General features: G+C 68.1%; 16 protein-coding genes. 5 read left to right on the top strand and 11 right to left on the bottom strand.

Annotated features, from left to right (window positions below):
* Positions 1-152: 152 nt before the first annotated feature.
* The gene (locus tag BLP95_RS01725; protein WP_089676524.1) at positions 153-662 is read left to right on the top strand and encodes a gluconokinase; all 510 of its coding nucleotides are present in this window, start codon (positions 153-155) and stop codon (positions 660-662) included.
* A 101-nt stretch (positions 663-763) separates the two neighbouring features.
* On the opposite strand, the gene BLP95_RS01720 is transcribed toward BLP95_RS01725, so the two are convergent.
* The 9 genes from BLP95_RS01720 to BLP95_RS01680 all read right to left on the bottom strand — a co-directional run bounded on the left by BLP95_RS01720 (position 764) and on the right by BLP95_RS01680 (position 12,123).
* Positions 764-2,065: a TRAP transporter large permease gene (locus BLP95_RS01720; RefSeq protein WP_089676522.1), complete on the bottom strand. Its 1,302-nt coding sequence runs from the start codon at positions 2,063-2,065 to the stop codon at positions 764-766.
* On the bottom strand, positions 2,065-2,721 hold the full coding sequence (locus BLP95_RS01715; RefSeq protein WP_089676520.1) for a TRAP transporter small permease subunit: 657 nt from the start codon (positions 2,719-2,721) through the stop codon (positions 2,065-2,067). The genes BLP95_RS01720 and BLP95_RS01715 overlap by 1 nt, the downstream gene beginning before the upstream one ends.
* Before the next feature lie 68 nt (positions 2,722-2,789).
* Positions 2,790-3,821, bottom strand: a complete 1,032-nt coding sequence (locus tag BLP95_RS01710; RefSeq protein ID WP_089676519.1) for a TRAP transporter substrate-binding protein — start codon at positions 3,819-3,821, stop codon at positions 2,790-2,792.
* 71 nt (positions 3,822-3,892) lie between these two features.
* On the bottom strand, positions 3,893-4,660 hold the full coding sequence (locus tag BLP95_RS01705) for a FadR/GntR family transcriptional regulator (protein ID WP_089676517.1): 768 nt from the start codon (positions 4,658-4,660) through the stop codon (positions 3,893-3,895).
* A 166-nt stretch (positions 4,661-4,826) separates the two neighbouring features.
* The gene (gene glyA / locus BLP95_RS01700) at positions 4,827-6,092 is read right to left on the bottom strand and encodes a serine hydroxymethyltransferase (RefSeq protein WP_089676515.1); all 1,266 of its coding nucleotides are present in this window, start codon (positions 6,090-6,092) and stop codon (positions 4,827-4,829) included.
* Between the two features lie 117 nt (positions 6,093-6,209).
* Positions 6,210-7,343 carry a hypothetical protein gene (locus BLP95_RS01695; protein WP_089676513.1) on the bottom strand — a complete coding sequence of 378 codons (1,134 nt, stop codon included), beginning with the start codon at positions 7,341-7,343 and terminating at the stop codon, positions 6,210-6,212.
* 53 nt (positions 7,344-7,396) lie between these two features.
* The gene (locus BLP95_RS01690; protein WP_089676511.1) at positions 7,397-8,818 is read right to left on the bottom strand and encodes a hypothetical protein; all 1,422 of its coding nucleotides are present in this window, start codon (positions 8,816-8,818) and stop codon (positions 7,397-7,399) included.
* Between the two features lie 9 nt (positions 8,819-8,827).
* A complete protein-coding gene (locus BLP95_RS01685; RefSeq protein WP_089676509.1) occupies positions 8,828-11,407 on the bottom strand; it encodes an ABC transporter permease in 2,580 nt (859 codons plus the stop codon).
* Positions 11,404-12,123 (bottom strand): ABC transporter ATP-binding protein, encoded by a 720-nt coding sequence (locus BLP95_RS01680; protein WP_089676507.1) that lies wholly within the window; start codon positions 12,121-12,123, stop codon positions 11,404-11,406. Before BLP95_RS01680 ends, BLP95_RS01685 begins: the two co-directional genes overlap by 4 nt.
* Here BLP95_RS01680 and BLP95_RS01675 point away from each other — a divergent pair.
* On the top strand, positions 12,122-12,793 hold the full coding sequence (locus BLP95_RS01675) for an arylesterase (RefSeq protein WP_089676505.1): 672 nt from the start codon (positions 12,122-12,124) through the stop codon (positions 12,791-12,793). The two genes, BLP95_RS01680 and BLP95_RS01675, sit on opposite strands and share 2 nt — an antisense overlap.
* Before the next feature lie 24 nt (positions 12,794-12,817).
* On the opposite strand, the gene BLP95_RS01670 is transcribed toward BLP95_RS01675, so the two are convergent.
* Positions 12,818-13,702: a DMT family transporter gene (locus BLP95_RS01670; RefSeq protein WP_089676503.1), complete on the bottom strand. Its 885-nt coding sequence runs from the start codon at positions 13,700-13,702 to the stop codon at positions 12,818-12,820.
* Positions 13,703-13,805: 103 nt separating this feature from the next.
* On the opposite strand from BLP95_RS01670, the gene BLP95_RS01665 reads away from it, so the two are divergent.
* The 3 genes from BLP95_RS01665 (at position 13,806) to BLP95_RS01655 (ending at position 16,089) form a co-directional block, all read left to right on the top strand.
* Entirely contained in the window at positions 13,806-15,119 is a 1,314-nt protein-coding gene (locus tag BLP95_RS01665) for an MFS transporter (protein ID WP_089676501.1), read from the top strand.
* 137 nt (positions 15,120-15,256) lie between these two features.
* Positions 15,257-15,691, top strand: a complete 435-nt coding sequence (locus tag BLP95_RS01660) for a PAS domain-containing protein (protein ID WP_089676499.1) — start codon at positions 15,257-15,259, stop codon at positions 15,689-15,691.
* Between the two features lie 194 nt (positions 15,692-15,885).
* Complete coding sequence (locus BLP95_RS01655) at positions 15,886-16,089, top strand: PA3496 family putative envelope integrity protein (protein WP_089676497.1); 204 nt, start codon at positions 15,886-15,888, stop codon at positions 16,087-16,089.
* A gap of 683 nt (positions 16,090-16,772) precedes the next feature.
* On the opposite strand, the gene BLP95_RS16615 is transcribed toward BLP95_RS01655, so the two are convergent.
* The gene (locus tag BLP95_RS16615; protein WP_143004392.1) at positions 16,773-17,360 is read right to left on the bottom strand and encodes a hypothetical protein; all 588 of its coding nucleotides are present in this window, start codon (positions 17,358-17,360) and stop codon (positions 16,773-16,775) included.
* Positions 17,361-17,735: the final 375 nt, after the last annotated feature.

Here is a 17,735-nt window from a genome sequence, read left to right as displayed (position 1 = left end):
CTGATGTCACGGCATGATCACGACCGCCTTTCCAGGCGCATCACCGACGGGTAAGCGACGGAAAAACCTTGCCACCCATGCACGCGACTTTTACCCTATTAACATCCTGAAAAATCCGCGCGAAAGGCGCCATCATCGAGAGCCATACCAGGATGTCGACGAGCCCCCAACTCGTGCTGGTCATGGGTGTTTCCGGGTCGGGAAAATCCTTCATCGGCCGGCGTCTCGCCGAGGCGATGTCGGCCGACTTCATCGATGCCGATGACCATCACAGCCCCACCAGCATCGCCAAGATGTCACGCGGTGAACCCCTCAACGACGGCGATCGCGAGGAGTGGCTGGCCACCCTGGCCGACTTCTACCGCGACCACCGGCGACAGGGGCGTTCGCTGGTGATTGGCTGTTCCGCCCTCAAGCGCCGCTACCGCGATACCCTGCGCGGTGGTGCGCCGGCGCTGAAGATCCTCTACCTGCACGGCAGCCGCGAGCTTCTGCTGTCGCGGCTGCGTGCCCGGCAGGGACACTTCTTCCAGGGAGAGCACATGCTCGACAGCCAGCTTCATGATCTGGAACCGCCGGGAAACGACGAGGCCTTTCGGGTCGACATCGCCCTTTCACCGGACGAGATCGTGGCGAGCTTCATCGAGAGACTCGACGCCTGATTCCTGCCCTTCGACAGCCAGCAAAGGGCAGAAAATAGGCAAGGGAAAGGGAGGCCATTCGGCTTCCCTTTTTTCACGCCTTGTGGTGCCTTACAGCGCCTCTACAGCGGCCAGATGGCCAGCTGCGGCCAGATCAGCAGGGCCGCCAGCACCAGCAGCTGGATCGCCATGAAGGGCAGCACCGAGAGGTAGATATCCTTCAGGCTGATCTCCGGTGGCGCCACGCTCTTCAGGTAGAAGGCGGCGGGACCGAACGGCGGCGACAGGAAGGAGACCTGCATGTTCACGGCAAACAGGATGCCGAACCAGATCGGGTCGTAGCCCAGCTGGGTGACGATGGGCAGGAAGATTGGCAGGGCCAGCATGGCGATGCCGATCCAGTCCAGGAACAGCCCCAGCACCAGCATGATCGCCATCATCACCAGGATGATCACGATCGGCGCCACCTCCATGCCCAGGATCATGCCGGAGACGAAGCGGTTGCCGCCCATCAGGTTGTAGACCCCTACCAGGGCCGCGGCGCCGATGCCGATCCAGATGATCATGCCGCAGGTGTTGAGGGTCTGGCCCAGGCTGTGGTGCAGCATCGCCACGCTGAACTCGCCGCGCAGGACGATGGCCAGGATCACCCCGAACACGCCCATGGCCGCCGCCTCGGTGACCGAGGCGATGCCGCCATAGATGGTGCCCAGCACCAGGAAGGCGATCATCCCCGGCAGCAGGATCGCCTTGACTGCCTCGAGCTTGCTGGCGAAGGGATTGTCCTGGGTCTCGGCGGTGAGCGGCGGGCCCATCTCGGGGTTCTTCAGGCAGCGCACCAGCACATAGGCGATGTAGGAGCCCATCAGGATCACCGCCGGGGTGATCGCCGCGGTGAACAGCTCGGCGATGGAGACGCTGGCGATCAGGCCGTAGATGATCAGCACGATCGACGGCGGCATCATGGTGCCCAGCGCCCCGCCGGCGCACACCACGCCGATGGAGAGGCGCTTGTCATAGCCCAGGCGCAGCATCTGCGGCAGCGCCAGGATACCCAGCAGCACGATCTCGCCGCCGATGATCCCCGACAGCGCGGCGAGGAAGAAGGCCACCACGATGGTCTGCACCGCCACGCCCCCGGGCAGCCGCCCGGCGAACACCCGCATGGCGTTGAACAGGTCCTTGGCGATGCCCGAGCGGTCGAGCAGCGAGGCCATCAGCACGAACATCGGCACCGCCACCAGGGAATACTCGGTGATGAAGCTGAACACCCGGCTGGTGACCAGCGGCAGCGCCGTCTCGCCGAACCAGCCGAAGGTGAAGACCATCGCCACCAGGCCGGTGATGAAGGCCAGCGGCAGGCCGGTGACCAGCAGGCCGAAGATGGCGGCGATCATCAGGATCGTGGCCGTCCCGATATCCATCAGCGGATCTCCCTGTCGGTGGACTCATGAGCGTCGGGCTCATGGTCGGCGGGACGGGCGCGAAGCGACTGCACCAGGTGCAATGCCGCCTGCAGGGTCATCAGTGCCAGGGCGAACAGGATCATCCCCTTCACCAGCGCCGGGAAGGGCGGGTTCCAGGAGGTGCCGGAGCGCTCCAGCTGCCACTCGCCCAGCGGGTTGTGGGAGGCGCGCCAGAACATGTGGAAGGCGGCATAGCTCATCGCCAGGCAGAAGCCCAGGGTCACCAGGTCGTTGAAGCGGTCCATCCAGCACTTGAGCCGCGGGCCGGCGCTGTCGTAGAGCACCCGCACGCGGATATGGGCGTTGCGGGCCAGGGCCGCGGGACCGCCCAGGGCGAAGCTCACCGCCACCAGGAAGACCACGCTCTCGTGGACCCAGGAGGTGGGGTTGTTGAAGCCGTAGCGCAGGAACACCTCGACCACGCTGATGCCCATGGCGACCAGCACCAGCCAGGCGGCGCCGCGGGCGCCGCGGGCCACCAGGCGGTCGAGGGCGGTGCGCTCGGGGCGCTGTGCGTCGACCTGCTCGTGGGCCTCGACCTGCTCGTGGGCCTCGACCTGCTCGTGGGCCTCGGCGGGGTCGTGATCTCGGGAGTCGGTGGGGGGATGGGTCATGGCGCGTCTCGATCGAACGCCGCCCGGGACGGACCCGGGCGGCGCCTTGGCGGTGGGTGGGGGTCGGCTTACATCAGGTTGCGGGCCTGGAGGAAGGCGACCACGGAGTCATAGATCTTCTGGTTCATCTCGCTGCGCTCGGCCCAGGCGGCCCACTCCTCCTTGGCGATGTTGCGGAACTTGGCGCGCTCCTCGGGGGCCATGTCGATCAGCTCGATGTCCGGGTCCTGACGCGCCTCGGCCACGGCCTCGAGGTCGAGCTTCTTGAGCTCGAAGACCATCTCGTAGGCGAGCTTGTCCACCGAGGTCTCGAGTATCGCCTTGAGGTCCTCCGGCAGGCCGTCCCAGATCTCCTTGTTGAGCGACACGGCTACCATGGGCAGCGAGTGGAAGCCAGGATAGTTGGGGTAGTTGGCGAAGCTGTGCAGGCCCTGGCTGTGGTTGGTGGAGAACACCGTGTAGTCGGCGGCGTCGATCACGCCCTTCTCCAGCGAGGTGTAGACCTCCGAACCCGGCAGGTTCACCGGGGCGGCACCGGCCTTCTCGAAGATGTTGTAGACCATGCCCTCGGGGGCGCGCACCTTGAGGCCCTCGAGGTCCTCCACGGTGCGGATCGGCCGCGTGGAGGGGAAGGACTCCAGGCCGGTGGCGGCGGCACCGATCAACTGCACGCCGTAGGGGTTGACCAGCTCGTTGTAGAGTTCCTCGCCACCGCCGTGGTTCATGTACTCGAGGAACTCCAGCGGGTCGCCCCAGGCGCCCACCAGGTTGCCCAGCATGCCGAAGGCGGGGTCGCGGCCGGAGAAGTAGCTGGGGTCGGTGAGGTGGCCCTGGAGGATGCCGGACTGCACGGCATCCAGGGTCTGGTTGGCCTGGACCACGGCGTTGACCGGCAGGATCTCGATCTCGATGCGGCCATCGGACATGGTGGTGACGTTCTCGGCCCACGCCTTCTTGAGCTCGAACTGGGGCTCACCGGCGGTCTCGGAGGTCTGGAAGGTCCACTCGTACTCGGCGGCCTGGGCGGAGAAGGCCAGTGCGCCGAGGACGGCGGCGGTCAGGCCCTTGAGGGCAAGGGAGCGTGGCGTGGTCTGTTGCATGGTGTGATTCCTTCTTCAGCGCATGAGGATTGTTGTTGTCGGTGCGTGACACCGGGTACGAGACAAACCGGTCAGCCCGGTTCGGAAACGTCTACGCCCGGCAGGCGCAGGCGTGGCGGAGGATGGTCGAAGAGGCTGTCGAAGCCCAGGTCGAGGCCGGTGCGTTCCAGCACCGAGAGGGCCGCCCGCTCGGCCTGCTCCGGCTGGCGCAGGCGGATCGCCTCCATCAGCCGGCGGTGGCGCTCCATGCTGTCGCTGAGCTCCGCGGCGCTATGGTTGGAGGTCTCCACCAGCAGGCCGATGGCCGGCTTGAGCATGTGGCTGAGCTGGGCCCACATCAGGTTGTGGGTGGCGGCGAAGATCGCCTCGTGGAAGGCCACGTCATGCTCGTCATGGGTGCGCCCCTCATGGCACCGGTCGGGGGCCTCCAGGGCGCGGATCATGCTCTCCCAGGCGGTCTCGATGGCGAGCAGGTCGGCGGCGGTGGCGTGCTGGGCGGCGAGGCGCGCCATGAAGGGCTCCACCGCCACCCGGAAGGCGAAGATGTCGCGGCGGATGCGCGCATTGGGCTGGGCGAAGCGGGCCATCCAGTCGCTGACCCGGGGATCCAGCAGGTGCCAGTCGGCCAGCTCGCGGACCCGGCTGCCCTGCCCCGAGATGCGCACCACCATGCCCCCCGAGACCAGCTGCTGCAGGGCGCTGCGCACCGTGCTGCGGCTGACCCCGTAGGTCTCGCAGAGGTCGAGCTCCCGGGGCAGGAAGCTGCCCGGGGCGTGATCGCCGGCGAAGATGCCGCGCGCCAGGTCCTCGGCGATATCGGGTTTGGAGGGTGTCGGCATGGTTTCTGTACGACCTGAGAAAAGCTATGTCCGACATAGACTGGACCAGATCGGCACCGCCCGCCGTTAGACTTTGGTCGCCCGAAACGCCAGGGCCCCGCCCGGCGAATGCCGGGCGGGGCCCTGGGTGTGCGGAAGGGCGGGCCGGGAGGCGGCCCACCCGGGATCAGCGGTAGACGGGGAAGTTGGCGCAGACGGCCTCGACCTTGGCCTTGACCTCGCCCTCGATGGCGGCGGTGTCCTCGCCCTTGGCCATCACGTCGAGGATGTCGCAGATCCAGCCGGCGAGCTCCTTGCACTCGCCCTCGCCGAAGCCGCGGGTGGTCACCGCCGGGGTGCCGATGCGCAGGCCGGAGGTGACGAAGGGGCTCTGCGGGTCGCCGGGCACGGCGTTCTTGTTGACGGTGATGTGGGCGCGACCCAGGGCGGCGTCAGCGTCCTTGCCGGTCAGGCCCTGCTTGATCAGCGAGAGCAGGAAGAGGTGGTCCTCGGTGCCGCCGGAAACGATCTCATAGCCGCGTTCGATGAACACGCTGGCCATCACCTGGGCGTTCTTGACCACCTGCTGCTGGTAGGTCTTGAACTCGGGGGCCATGGCCTCCTTGAAGCAGATCGCCTTGGCGGCGATGACGTGCTCCAGCGGGCCGCCCTGGCTGCCCGGGAAGACCGCGGACTGGAGCTTCTTCTCCATCGCCTCGTCACCCTCGCTGGAGAGGATCAGGCCGCCGCGGGGGCCACGCAGGGTCTTGTGGGTGGTGGTGGTGACCACGTGGGCATGGGGCAGCGGGGTCGGGTAGACGCCGGCGGCCACCAGGCCGGCCACATGGGCCATGTCCACCAGCAGGTAGGCGCCCACCTCGTCGGCGATCTCGCGGAACTTGGCCCAGTCGATGATCTGGGAGTAGGCGGAGAAGCCGGCGATGATCATCTTCGGCTGGTGCTCGCGGGCCAGCTTGGCCACCTCGGCGTAGTCGATGCGGCCGGCCTCGTCGATGCCGTACTGCACGGCGTGGTAGTGCTTGCCGGAGAAGTTGGGCTTGGCGCCGTGGGTCAGGTGGCCGCCGGCGTCCAGGCTCATGCCCAGCACGGTATCGCCCGGCTTGACCAGCGCCTGGAAGACCGCGGCATTGGCCTGGGAGCCGGAGTGCGGCTGGACGTTGGCGTAGGTGGCGCCGAACAGCTGCTTGGCGTAATCGATGGCCAGCTGCTCGACGACGTCGACATACTCGCAGCCGCCGTAGTAGCGCTTGCCGGGATAGCCTTCCGCGTACTTATTGGTGAGCTGGCTGCCCTGGGCTTCCATCACCCGGGGACTGGCATAGTTCTCGGAAGCGATCAGCTCGATGTGAGCCTCCTGGCGCCGCACTTCCTGCTGCATGGCGTCAAGGAGGGCGTCATCGAAACCGGCAATCGTCATGTCACGGCTGAACATCGTCTGGAAACCTCGCATCACGGAGTGAAGATGTCCTCGCATGATACCCCAGCCCCCGGCGCTTTCACATGAAAGCGGATCATCGCCGACGGCGAATCGGCGCACGTCGGCGAGGGCTCAGCGGGTCTCCACGCGCATGGCGAAGCGTTCGGGCAGCGCCAGCGGGTCCTCGGCGAAGCGCTCGAGACGCTCCTCGGCGGGCAGGTCGAGGGTGACCACCAGGCTCTCGGCGCCGCCGGCCATCAGGTCCACCAGGCCGTTGAGCAGGTCGCGCACCTGGGGGCCGAACATCATCCCGAAGCCCTCGGCCTGGGTGCGCGCCTGTTCCAGGTACTGGGCCTTGCTGATGCCTTCCATGGTGGCGCCCAGGGTCGCCAGGCGGTCGAAGAGCCCACGCTCGGCCAGGCGCAGCTCGAGCCGGCCGCCGCCCAGGGCGGCCTCCTCCAGCAGGGTGCCCTCGGCCATCAGCGTGGTGACGTCGCCCTCCTCGGGCAGGACCAGCAGGCTATCGAGGTCGAGGCCGAACACCAGGCCGTCACGCAGGGTCAGCTCGCCGTCGCTGACGAGGCGCCCCTCACGCTCGTCCTCGGGCTCCCAGCGGGCATCGAAGGCGGCGTCCAGGCGCAGTTCGCCGCTGCCGTCGGTAAGCACGTTGCTGGCCATGCGCAGGCGGGTCCGCTCCTCCTCGGGGGAGAGCGCGATCATCCGGGGGAGGTCCAGCGACAGGGCGTCGAGCCAGAGGCCACCCTCGCCGTCCGCGAAGTCGTTGTCCAGCGCGAGGCGCTCCAGGCGCGCGAGGCGCTCCTCGCGATGGTCGATGGCCAAGCTGGTCAGGGTCACGCCGTCGAACCAGGCCTCCTCCAGCGCCTCGTCGTCACGCGGCGGCACCGCCCGGTCGGGGGCGTCCAGGGCGACCTCCTCGACGGCGATGGTGAGCGGCGCCTCCAGCTCCTCCACCTCGCCCTCCAGGCGCACGCCCTCCAGGGTGACGGCGTCCGGGGCGTCGTAGTCGCCGGCGACCACGTAGCGCTCGACCCACAGCCGCTCGCCGTCGTGGCCGGTGAAGCGAATCTCCTCGGCGCGGGTCTCGCCGCCGAGCAGCGAGGTGGAGACCTCTCCGAGGGTCAGCTCGCCGCGCCCGGCGAACAGCGCCCGCAGATCGGCCTCCAGGCGCTCGGCATCGGCCAGTACTGGGGCGGCCGGCAGCATGAGGGCGGCGGCGAGCGCCGCGGTGAGAAGGGATAACCGCATGGGACCACCTCCCGTGTGATCGTGATGGCGTGGAGAACTGCTCCCAGCCTAGCTCAATCGGCCGCGGCGAGTCGCGCCTCGAGGCGCTCGTTGACGACCTCCAGTACCGCCAGGCGGGCCCGGCGCTTGTCGTCGCCGGCCACCAGGGTCCACTCGGCCCCGGGGCGGTGGGTGGCGGCGAACATCGCGTCGATGGCCTGGTGGTAGTCGTCCCAGTGCTCGCGGTTGCGCCAGTCCTCGGCGGTCAGCTTGTGGCGCTTGTGGGGCGTGGCGGCGCGATCCTCGAAGCGCCTGAGCTGCTCGTCCCGGGAGATCGCCAGGAACAGCTTGATCAGTACCCCGCCATGCGCCAGCAGGCGCTCCTCGAAGTGGCGGATCTCGCCGTAGGCCCGCCGCCAGGCGGCCTCGGAGGCCAGCCCCTCGACCCGCTCCACTAGTACCCGGCCATACCAGCTGCGATCGAAGATAGCCAGGCGCCCGTCGGCGGGCAGGCGTCGCCAGAAGCGCCAGGCCCAGGGGCGCAGGGCCTCCTCGTCGCTGGGCGCGGCGATGCGGTGCACGCGGTACTGGCGGGCGTCCAGCGCCGCGGTGAGGCGATGGATGCTGCCACCCTTCCCCGCCGCGTCCAGCCCCTCGAAGACGATCACCACCGGCAGTCGGCGGCGGGCGGCCTCGCGGGCGTTGATCGCCAGCCGCGCCTGGGCGGCGGCCAGGCGCTCCCGGTAGCGAGGCTTGGCCAGGGGCTCGACCTCCCGGGGGGCGGCCTGGTGGAGCCGGGGCACCGCCGCCAGGGGGGCGACCTCGGCAGGAGGCGGCGGGGCCGGCCGTGGCTCGCCGATGGCGGCCAGCAGCCCCTCGGCGACCCGCGGCAACTGCGCGTCGGGCTCGCGCAGCGCCAGGCGCTGCCAGGGGGCGTGGGGCGCCTCGGTGGCCTCGCGCAGGCGCCGCCCCAGCGACTGGATGGCGGCGTGCTGCACATGGCGCTGCCACTCCACCGGCCCCACCTGCCAGGCGGTGGCCGGGTCGGCCGCCAGCGCCTGCAGGCGATCGCGCTGGGCGTGGCGGCCGATCTCCATCCACAGCTTGAGCAGCACCACCCCCTCGGCGGCGAGCTCGGCCTCGAACTGGCGGATCTGGGACAGGCGATCCTCGAAGGCGCCGGCGGCGAGGCGCCGCTCGGCACGGGCGAAGAGCGCGTCGCCGTGCCAGCCATGGATGAAGATGCCGATGCGCCCGCGTTCCGGCACCCGTCGCCAGTAGCGCCACCAGTAGGGGCGGCTCTGCTCCTCGCTGCTGGGGGCCAGGGCGTGCACCTCGGTGTGGCGGTTCTCCAGCCAGCGATTGAGGGCGTTGACCAGCTGTCCCTTGTGGGTCGCCGCATGGCCGGTGAGCAGCAGGACCACCGCACGCTCCTGGCGGCGGGCGAGTTCCAGCTGGGCCTCCAGCAGCCGATAGCGCAGGGTGTCCCTCTTCATGACGACGCCTCAGGTCTCGCCCAGCAGGCCCAGACTCGCCGCCGGGGCCTGGCGGCGCAGGTCCCGGGAGAGCAAGTGCCCGATGGCGCCGATCGCCAGCGCCCCGCCCAGCGGCAGCGCCAGCCACAGCCAGGGGTGGGGACGCGGCGCCAGGTCGAGCCAGGCGAGGTAGAGCCCGGCGGTGGCCAGCTCCGCCAGCAGCGCGCCCATCAGGCCGCTGGCGAGGCCGAGGATGGCGAACTCCGCCCCCTGCACCCGCGAGAGCAGGCGGTTGCCGGCGCCGAAGACGCGCAGCAGGCCGCTCTCGTGGGCACGCACCGGACGGCTGGCGGTGAGTGCGGCATAGAGCACGCTGACGCCGGCCAGCAGCACGAAGGCCAGCACCAGCTCCACGGCGCGGGTCACCTGGGTGAGCAGCTCGCGCACCTGGGCGAGGATGGCGTCGACGTTGAGCAGGGTGACCCCGGGGAAGTCGCGCACCAGCTCGCGGGTCAGCTCGCGCCGCTCCTCGTCGAGGTGGAAGGCGGTGATGAAGCTGTGGCCGAAGCGCTCCAGCACCCCGGGGGGGAAGATGACGTAGAAGTTGGGGCGGAAGCTGTCCCAGTCCAGGTCGCGCAGGCTCTGCACCTCGCCCACCACCTCGTCGGCGCCGATGGTGAAGGTGAGGGTATCGCCCAGCCCCAGGCCGAAGCGCTCGGCCAGGCCATCCTCCAGGGAGATCGGCACCGTCGCCACGCCGGGCTCGGCGGCCACCTCGTCGAACCAGTCGCCGCCGCCCTCGGCCGTGGCATCGAACCAGCGGCCCGCCACCAGGCGGTTGCCCTCAGGCAGGGTCTCGCGCCAGGTGAGGTTGAGCTCGCGGCGCAGGGCGTTGTCGCCGCGCGACTCGGGTGGCACCGCGTCGCGGGGCGTCTCGCCGTTGATGGCGGTGATGCGCCCACGCACCATGGGATAGAGGGCGCTGCGGGCGTCGGCGGCATCGCCCAGGGCGGCCTCGAAGGCCTCCCGCTCGTGGGGCTGGATGTTGATGGCGAAGTGGTTGGGGGTCTCCTCGGGGAGCTGCGCCTGCCAGGTGGTCAGCAGGTCGCCGCGCACCATGGCGATCATCGCCATGGCGAAGAAGGTCACCGCGAAGGCGAGCAGCTGGCCCAGGCTCGCCGTGCGCCGCCGCGCCAGCTGGGCGCCCCCCAGGCGCAGTGCCTGGCTCAGCCCCGCCTCGCCCTCGCCGCGGGGCAGCCGCGCCGCCAGGCGCAGCACGCCGGCCAGCAACAGCCGGCCCAGCCCCCACAGCACCACCAGCATGACCAGCCCGCCCAGCAGCAGGGCCACCGCGAGGCCGAGATCGCCGGAGTAGAGCCACAGCAGGCCGCCGAAGACCGCGCTGGCCACCGCCACCACCAGCCACGCCGAGGCGGGCAGCGGGTCGAGCTCGCGACGCAGCACCTTGAGGGCGCTGACCTTCTTGAGCCGCAGCAGGGTGGGGCCGGCGAAGCCCACCAGCACCGCCAGGGCGGTGAACACCCCGAGCCACAGAGGCAGCGCACCGGGCGGCGGCAGCTCCAGCGGCAGGAAGGCGGTGAGCAGCGCCAGCAGCCCGGCCTGGCCGGCCAGCCCCAGCGCCGCCCCCAGCAGCGAGGCCGCCAGCGCCAGCCACAGCAGCTGCAGGGCGAACAGTCGGCTGAGCTCCCCCTGTGTGGCGCCGAAGCAGCGCAGCAGGGCGGCGGTATCCAGGTGGCGGTCGACGTAGCGGCGGGTGGACATGGCCACCGCCACCCCGGCCAGCAGCACCGCGGCGAGCCCGGCCAGGCTCAGGTAGCGCTCGGCGCGCTCCAGGGCGTTGCCGAGCCCGGGGCGGTCGCGGCGCACGTCGCGCACCTCCACCCCGTCGCGACGCAGCCGCTCCAGCAGCGGGGTGAGCGCCTCCAGGAGGTCCGGCGGCCCGGCGCCCAGCAGCTCGAACTCCACCCGCGAGCCGTCCTGGACCAGGGCGGTGTCGCCGATGTCGTCGATATGCATCATCAGGCGCGGATTGAAGCTGCCGAAGCCGGCGGACTGGTCGGGCTCACGCTCCACCAGGCCGCCCACCTTGAGCTCGCTCTCACCGATGCGCACCCGGTCGCCGACCTGGGCCTCGAGCAGCAGGGCCAGGCGCGGCGCCAGCCACACCTCGCCGGGGGCGGGGCCGCGCGCCAGGGTCTCGACGCCCTCCCCCAGGTCCACCTCCGCCGCGCCATAGAGGGGGTAGCGGTCGTCCACCACCTTGAGGCTGGCCGGCTGGAAGGCGTCGTCGAAGCTGACCATGGAGACCATGTCGATCTGGTCGCTGAGCACCAGGCCGGCCTCCTCGAGCTCGGCGCGCAGGGCGTCATCGAAGGGCCGCGCCTGCTCCAGCACCAGGTCGCCGCCCAGCAGCTGGCTCGCCTGGCGGGTCAGGCCGCGGTCGAGGCGGTCCAGGAAGAAGCCGATCATGGTGGAGGCGGCCACCGCCAGGGCCAGGGCGACGAAAAGCGCACGCACGTCGGCGGCGCGCAGGTCCCGTGCCAGCCCCCGCGCCGAGAAGCGCGCCAGGCGCAGGGCGGGCCGACTCATGCGCTCACCTCGTCGAGGGTCATCATCTCGGTCAGGCGGCCGTGGTCCAGGCGCAGGCTGCGATCGCAGCGCCGCGCCAGGGCGTGATCGTGGGTGACCAGCACCAGGGTGGTGCCGGCCTCGCGGTTGAGGGCGAACAGTGCCTCGATGATGCGCTCGCCGGTGTCGGGGTCGAGGTTGCCGGTGGGCTCGTCGGCGAACACCAGCTCGGCGCCGGTGACGAAGGCCCGGGCCAGGGCCACCCGCTGCTGTTCGCCGCCGGAGAGCTGCTTGGGCAGGTGGTCCAGGCGCTCGCCCAGCCCCACCCGCTCCAGCCACTCCCGGGCGCGCGCCTCGGCGCCGGCCCGTGGCGAGAGCTCCAGCGGCAGCATCACGTTCTCCAGCGCCGTGAGGGTGGGCAGCAACTGGAAGTTCTGGAACACGAAGCCCACCCGGCCGGCGCGCAGCCGTGCCCGGCCATCCTCGTCGAGCTCGGCGAGGAGGTGGCCGAACATCGAGAGCTCGCCGGAGGTGGGCAGGTCGAGACCGGCCAGCAGCCCCAGCAGGGTCGACTTGCCGGCGCCGCTCTGGCCGAGGATCGCCACCGTCTCGCCGGGGAACACCGAGAGCGCCAGATCATTCAGAATGGTGAGCCGCCGTTCGCCGCTGGCCACCTCCTTGCAGAGGTGCTCGGCGTGTAGAATCGGTGTCGTGTTCCGCTGAGAGGTCGCCTTCATGATCACAAGATCCCCTGCTGTTGCGTTGCGTTGCTCGCTGGGCTGGCTGCTGGCCCTGGCCCTGGTGCTCTGGACCCAGGCCGCGCCTGCCGAGGAACGCCCCACCCTGCTGGTGATGGGCGACAGCCTGAGTGCCGCCTATGGCATCGAGGCCGACGCCGGCTGGGTCAGTCTGCTGCAGGCGCGCCTCGACGGGAAGGCGCGGGTGGTCAACGCGAGCATCAGCGGCGAGACCTCCAGCGGCGGCGCGACCCGGCTGCCCGAGCTTCTCGGACAGCATGACCCCGACATCGTTCTGCTCGAGCTGGGCGGCAACGACGGCCTGCGCGGCCTGCCGCCGGGACAGTTCCAGGCCAACATGCGGCGCATGGTCGAGGCGAGCCAAGAGGCGGGCGCCGAGGTGCTGCTGCTGGGCATCGACATCCCGCCCAACTACGGCCAGGCCTACCGCGACGCCTTCACCGGGGTCTACCACCGCCTGGCCGACGACTACGACCTGCCGCTGGTGCCCTTCCTGCTCGAGGGGGTGGCGCTGGAGGAGACGCTGATGCAGGACGACGGCATCCACCCCACCGCCGCCGCCCAGCCGGTCATCCTGGAGAACGTCTGGCCGACGCTGGCACCGCTGCTCGAGGAGAACGGCCTGGCCCTGGCCGAGGCGCAGGGCTGACGCCGTTGCGGGCTTTCGAGTCGCCTACTGCGCTGCCGCCGGCGCCTTCTGCCACTGCTGCAGGCCGAGGCCGGCGAGGATCAGCACCAGGCCGACCAGGGTAGACGGCAGGATCGGCTCGTCCACCACCAGGTAGAGCAGCAGCAGCGACACCGGCGGCGAGAGGAAGATCAGGTTGGAGACCTTCGCCGTGCGCGACACCGTATGCACGGCGAGCTGCCACAGCACGAAGGCGATGCCCATCTCGAAGAGCCCCACGTAGACCCCCGCCCCCAGCGCCGTCCAGCCGTGCCACGCAAGGCCCGGCCCGGCCAGCAGCAGCGCGGTGAGCACCGGCAGCCCGACGCTGAAGTTCTGCCACTGGGCCACCAGCGGCGGGCGATGGTCACGGGCGTTGAGCAGCCAGTAGAGCGCCCAGATCAGCGTGGAGGCGAGCGCCATGGCGACGCCCAGGGGGTCGGCGAAGGCCACGTCGAGCACCGCCCCGCGGGTGGCGATCACCCAGACGCCGGCATAGGCGATCAGCCCCGCCGCGACGTCCGTGCGGGTCAGCCGCTGGCCGAGCAGCGGCACCGCCAGGAAGGCCATGGCCAGCGCCCAGGTGTAGTTGAGGGCCATGGCCTCCTGGCCCGGCAGGCGGTCGTAGGCACCGAACAGCACCAGGTAGTAGGCCACAGGGTTCATCAGCCCGGCCCAGGCGGCGGTGCACCAGCCGCGGCGCAGCGCCTGTCCCAACAGGCCCTGGCGCGCCACCAGCACGCCGATCAGCGCCCAGGAGACCAGCGAGGCGAGCCACATCAGCGCCAGCGGACTCATGTGGCCCAGCGCCACCTTGAACGCCGTGGCCACCGTGGACCACAGCGCCACGGCACCGAGGCCGAACAGCATCGCCTGGCCGTCTCGGGTCATGGCAGCGGCCTCGGGGCAGGAGGGCAGCAGGGAATTCCAACGGGTGACACGGCGTCCTCACAGTCGCGACAATGGGCGTCCATCCTACCAGCGAGGAGCCCCCATGGCCGCCCCCGAGATCAGTCAGCGCCGCCTCTACGAATGGTTGACCGGCGAAGAGGACAGCCGGATGTGCCGGGACATCCCCGACGAGGCGTGCGACGAGCAGCCGCGCAGCTTCTTCCTGCACCTAGTCGCCTCGCTGGGCAACAAGCTCGCCGACGAGCTCGCCAGCGCCCGGCTGGTGCTGCCCTGGCTGCTCGGGGTGATCGGCGCGCCGCTGTGGATGGTGGGCCTGCTGGTGCCGATCCGCGAGGCCGGCGCCCTGCTGCCGCAGCTGTTCGTGGCCGGCTTCATCCGCCAGAAGCCACGGCGCAAGTGGGTCTGGGTGGCCGGCGGGCTGCTCCAGGCGGCGGCCGCCGCGGCGCTCGCCCTGCTCGCGCTGGCCGGCTCCGGTGGGCTGGGCGGCGCCCTGGTGCTGGGCGTGCTGGTGGCGCTGTCGCTGGCCCGGGGGCTCTCCTCCATCGCCACCAAGGACGTGCTGGGCAAGACCATCGCCAAGCGACGCCGCGGCACCCTGATGGGCTGGAGCGGCAGCGTGGCGGGTGCGGTGACCCTGGCCGCCGGCGGCGTGCTGATGCTCTTCGAGGACCGCCCCGGCGAGCTGGCCCTGGCGGTGCTGCTGGGCGTGGCGGCCCTGGGCTGGGCGCTCAACGCGCTGTGCGCGGCGCGACTCCGCGAGGCCCCTGGGGCGGTGGAGGGTGGCGAGAACGCCTGGGACAGCATCAAGCTGGGCCTGCGCCTGCTGCGCGATGACCGCGCCTTCCTGCACTTCAACGTCGCCCGCGCCCTGCTGCTGGCCAGTGCCCTGGCGCTGCCCTGGGTGGCGCTGCTCGGGCAGCAGCAGAGCGGCACCGAGCTGGGTGGCCTGGGGGTGCTGATCGTGGTCTCCGGCGTCGCCGGCATGCTGGCGAATCCCGTCTGGGGCAAGCGCGCCGATGCCTCGAGCCGCAAGGTGATGCGCGACGCCGGCCTGGGGGCGGCGGCCTGCTGCCTGCTGGGCGCGCTGGTCGCCTGGCTGCCGGGGGGCTGGACCCAGACGGTGTGGCCCTATGCGCTGGTCTATGCGCTGCTGGTGATCGTGCACGCCGGGGTGCGCCTGGGCCGCAAGACCTATGTGGTGGACATGGCGGGCAGCGACAAGCGCGCCCTCTACGTGGCGCTCTCCAACACCCTTACCGGGGTGCTGCTGCTGGTGGTGGGCGGTGCCGTGGGCGCCCTGGGCCAGTGGCTGGGCGGCGCCGCGCTGCTGGTGGTGCTCGCCGGCATGGCGCTGGCGGCCGCCGCCAGCGCCAGCCGCCTGCCCGAGGTGGAGTGAATGGCCCGGGGAGGTCCGCGCCGGTGCCGCGTTGAAATCCCGCCGCCCACTGGCCATGATATCTGGCACACTAGCGGCAACACGCACGCCGTCTCCCCCGGGCGGCCAGGACAGGATCCGCGACAGGAACGCCCAGCATGAAACGATCTCCCCTGATCAGTCCCGACCTGCTCGAGCGCATCGTCGACGCCTCGGAGGACGGCATCGTGGTCGCCGAGCAGGAGGGCGACGAGAACATCCTGATCTACGTGAACAAGGGCTTCGAGCGCCTGACCGGCTACAGCGCCGACGAGATCCTCTACCAGGACTGTCGCTTCCTGCAGAACGACGACCGCGACCAGGAGGGGCTCGACACCCTGCGCAAGGCACTGGCCGAGGGGCGCCCCTGCCGCACCGTGCTGCGCAACTACCGCAAGGACGGCACCCTGTTCTGGAACGAGCTCTCCATCACCCCGGTGCATGATGACGACGACAACCTCACCTACTACATCGGGGTGCAGAAGGACGTCACCGAGCGGGTCGAGGCCCAGCAGGAGCTGGCGCGGCTCAAGGCCGAGCACGGCCTGGAGTGAGCCCCGCGGCGGCGCCGCGAAAAAAACCGGCCTCAAGGGCTTGCACTGCACACCCAAGGCAGATATATAGCGCCCAGGCAGCCAGCTTGCTGCCTGGGCGCTTCAGGTTCGCATGTGTGACGTGACCGGCGGACGAGAAGCGATCGTGTGATGGCCCGGCAACTTCCGGGCCCTGGCCATGGGAGGATTGCCACATGGGCCGTGAACCCCTTCTCGATCCCGGATACGACGACGATCAGGAACTCACCGACGCGGTGAACGACGACGACTACGTGCGTCCCCGCGCCACCAGCCGTGCCGAGACCCTGCGCGCCCGCCGCCGCGTCGAGGCACTGCTCGAGGAGCGCCGCCTGAGGCGTGCCATCGAGGACGACTGGGCGGTGGACGAAGAGGAGTAGCCCACCCCACTGGCTGGCCTTTGCCCGTTGCGGGCTCTATCATCCCGAGGTCAGCCAACCCCCCAACCAAGTGGAACTCCATGGCGCAATATGGCCCTCTGCGCCATTCTCTTTTCGTTAAATTTCTATGGAAGGATGGATAGCCCCCGGAACAACAGGCTTTCCAGACTACCCAGTAGTCCGCTCCCCCTCCTACCTTTACTCAAAGCCAACATCTTTGGTTAGCTTTGCCGCTTTTGGGCCCAATTTGGCTGGAAAACTTAACTTTTTGAAGGTGAGCTGTGTGACCTGGCATTCGTCAAGAATAGTTCTCATTTTTGTTAATTTTAGCCGCTTCTTCTTCCGGATCACCTAAAGCGACCGGAAGCCCCGCTCCCGGTTAACCGACACAATGGCACCTCGCCTGCTGCAGCTGGAAATGCTTTAAGCATTATGCGGAATAATTTTCCATAACAAAGCTATGGGTTATGTTTTGGAAAAGACTGTGTAACTTATAGGAGTACGGTGCAGATACCGTTAAGGGATGGCTGGTGAAAAACAAGGGTGTAGCCCTTCCGTCCAGTAATATGGTTGGCAGGGCTGCATTCGGCCAGAATCGGCCATTGGATTATACTAACTTACAACGCCACCAGCAGAGGCGCGGGCAACCCCTCCACCTCTGACTAGTTTTGTTATGCAATTGACTATGTAGCGACATTATTGCTGTGATCTTCCGCACACGCTCTAACCAGACCCATGTTCACTTCATCGCAGACAAGCCTTCTTCTGTCAAATTTTTCTGAGAAATATTTCTTCGCCAATTTTTCAGGTATTAATGCAGTACCATACCAGTCATGCAGCCAGCTTATAAGTTGTTTGTCATTTTCCACCACATAGACAGGGGTTTCAAACAGCTCTCTCAGGCCATCAATGCTCCTTTTGCCACAATATGGACGCGGCTCTCTAACTTCTCTCCCTAGCTTGTCCCATCCGACCCATTGGCTATAGAACGCAACTTGAACAGCTTCTATACCTTGAAAAGCATAAAACTCAACATAATCTTCATTCAAGCTGGGCTTTGCAGCTTGGCAATATTTTCGCATTAATTTTAGAGAAACTTTACCAAATCGATCTTCAGGTAATTTATGTAAAGTATTTTTTAAATGATGGTAGTTATTGAAGCCGAATTCTTGGCTACAGAGGTCAAGCTTCTGGCAATGAGACTTGTCATTGAAAATGGATACCTTTGCTAGATATTTGAGACTATCTAAGCACTCTTTGTATGCAAACATTTTTTACTCCGACAGCCCTATGTTAATCATAGTTAGCATGCTGCTTGCTTGGCTTCAAAGTAAATACTGGAAGGTAAATTTGGTATTTCCCAACGCAGCAGGGAGGCTACCTATGCCTTCTCAAATTATTGGGAAACAGCATGAAATTGTCAATACCTTTAAGGTCCCGCATGCTCGATATTCGACTTGAGCGTGCACGCGCTTTCAAAAATATTTTTTCCACTCGCTCTGCCATCTCTTATCTCATTGAAAAAGCGTGTTAAGCCTAGATTGGTAATGTAGCATCGCGTATGTTGCATTTCCCAGACAAACGGGGTCGTGACTGGTGCCCCTATAACCATGTCGGCTTTGAGTCGTCAGTGGCTGACCTATCAG

Origin of the sequence: Halomonas shengliensis (assembly GCF_900104135.1) — a bacterium.
Classification (GTDB): domain Bacteria; phylum Pseudomonadota; class Gammaproteobacteria; order Pseudomonadales; family Halomonadaceae; genus Halomonas; species Halomonas shengliensis.
The sequence above is the reverse complement of the archived record's forward strand: the minus strand, read 5'-3'. Positions and strand labels throughout refer to the sequence as shown.

Excerpts from the sequence above, each read along its gene's own strand:
- BLP95_RS01720 (WP_089676522.1), bottom strand. The coding sequence starts at position 2,065 with ATGGATATCGGGACGGCCACGATCCTGATGATCGCCGCCATCTTCGGC.
- BLP95_RS01675 (WP_089676505.1), top strand. The coding sequence starts at position 12,122 with ATGATCACAAGATCCCCTGCTGTTGCGTTGCGTTGCTCGCTGGGCTGG.
- BLP95_RS01710 (WP_089676519.1), bottom strand. The coding sequence starts at position 3,821 with ATGCAACAGACCACGCCACGCTCCCTTGCCCTCAAGGGCCTGACCGCC.
- BLP95_RS01695 (WP_089676513.1), bottom strand. The coding sequence starts at position 7,343 with ATGCGGTTATCCCTTCTCACCGCGGCGCTCGCCGCCGCCCTCATGCTG.
- BLP95_RS01725 (WP_089676524.1), top strand. The coding sequence starts at position 153 with ATGTCGACGAGCCCCCAACTCGTGCTGGTCATGGGTGTTTCCGGGTCG.
- BLP95_RS01660 (WP_089676499.1), top strand. The coding sequence starts at position 15,257 with ATGAAACGATCTCCCCTGATCAGTCCCGACCTGCTCGAGCGCATCGTC.
- BLP95_RS01690 (WP_089676511.1), bottom strand. The coding sequence starts at position 8,818 with ATGAAGAGGGACACCCTGCGCTATCGGCTGCTGGAGGCCCAGCTGGAA.
- glyA (WP_089676515.1), bottom strand. The coding sequence starts at position 6,092 with ATGTTCAGCCGTGACATGACGATTGCCGGTTTCGATGACGCCCTCCTT.
- BLP95_RS01670 (WP_089676503.1), bottom strand. The coding sequence starts at position 13,702 with ATGACCCGAGACGGCCAGGCGATGCTGTTCGGCCTCGGTGCCGTGGCG.
- BLP95_RS01665 (WP_089676501.1), top strand. The coding sequence starts at position 13,806 with ATGGCCGCCCCCGAGATCAGTCAGCGCCGCCTCTACGAATGGTTGACC.
- BLP95_RS01715 (WP_089676520.1), bottom strand. The coding sequence starts at position 2,721 with ATGACCCATCCCCCCACCGACTCCCGAGATCACGACCCCGCCGAGGCC.
- BLP95_RS01705 (WP_089676517.1), bottom strand. The coding sequence starts at position 4,660 with ATGCCGACACCCTCCAAACCCGATATCGCCGAGGACCTGGCGCGCGGC.
- BLP95_RS16615 (WP_143004392.1), bottom strand. The coding sequence starts at position 17,360 with ATGTTTGCATACAAAGAGTGCTTAGATAGTCTCAAATATCTAGCAAAG.
- BLP95_RS01680 (WP_089676507.1), bottom strand. The coding sequence starts at position 12,123 with ATGAAGGCGACCTCTCAGCGGAACACGACACCGATTCTACACGCCGAG.
- BLP95_RS01685 (WP_089676509.1), bottom strand. The coding sequence starts at position 11,407 with ATGAGTCGGCCCGCCCTGCGCCTGGCGCGCTTCTCGGCGCGGGGGCTG.
- BLP95_RS01655 (WP_089676497.1), top strand. The coding sequence starts at position 15,886 with ATGGGCCGTGAACCCCTTCTCGATCCCGGATACGACGACGATCAGGAA.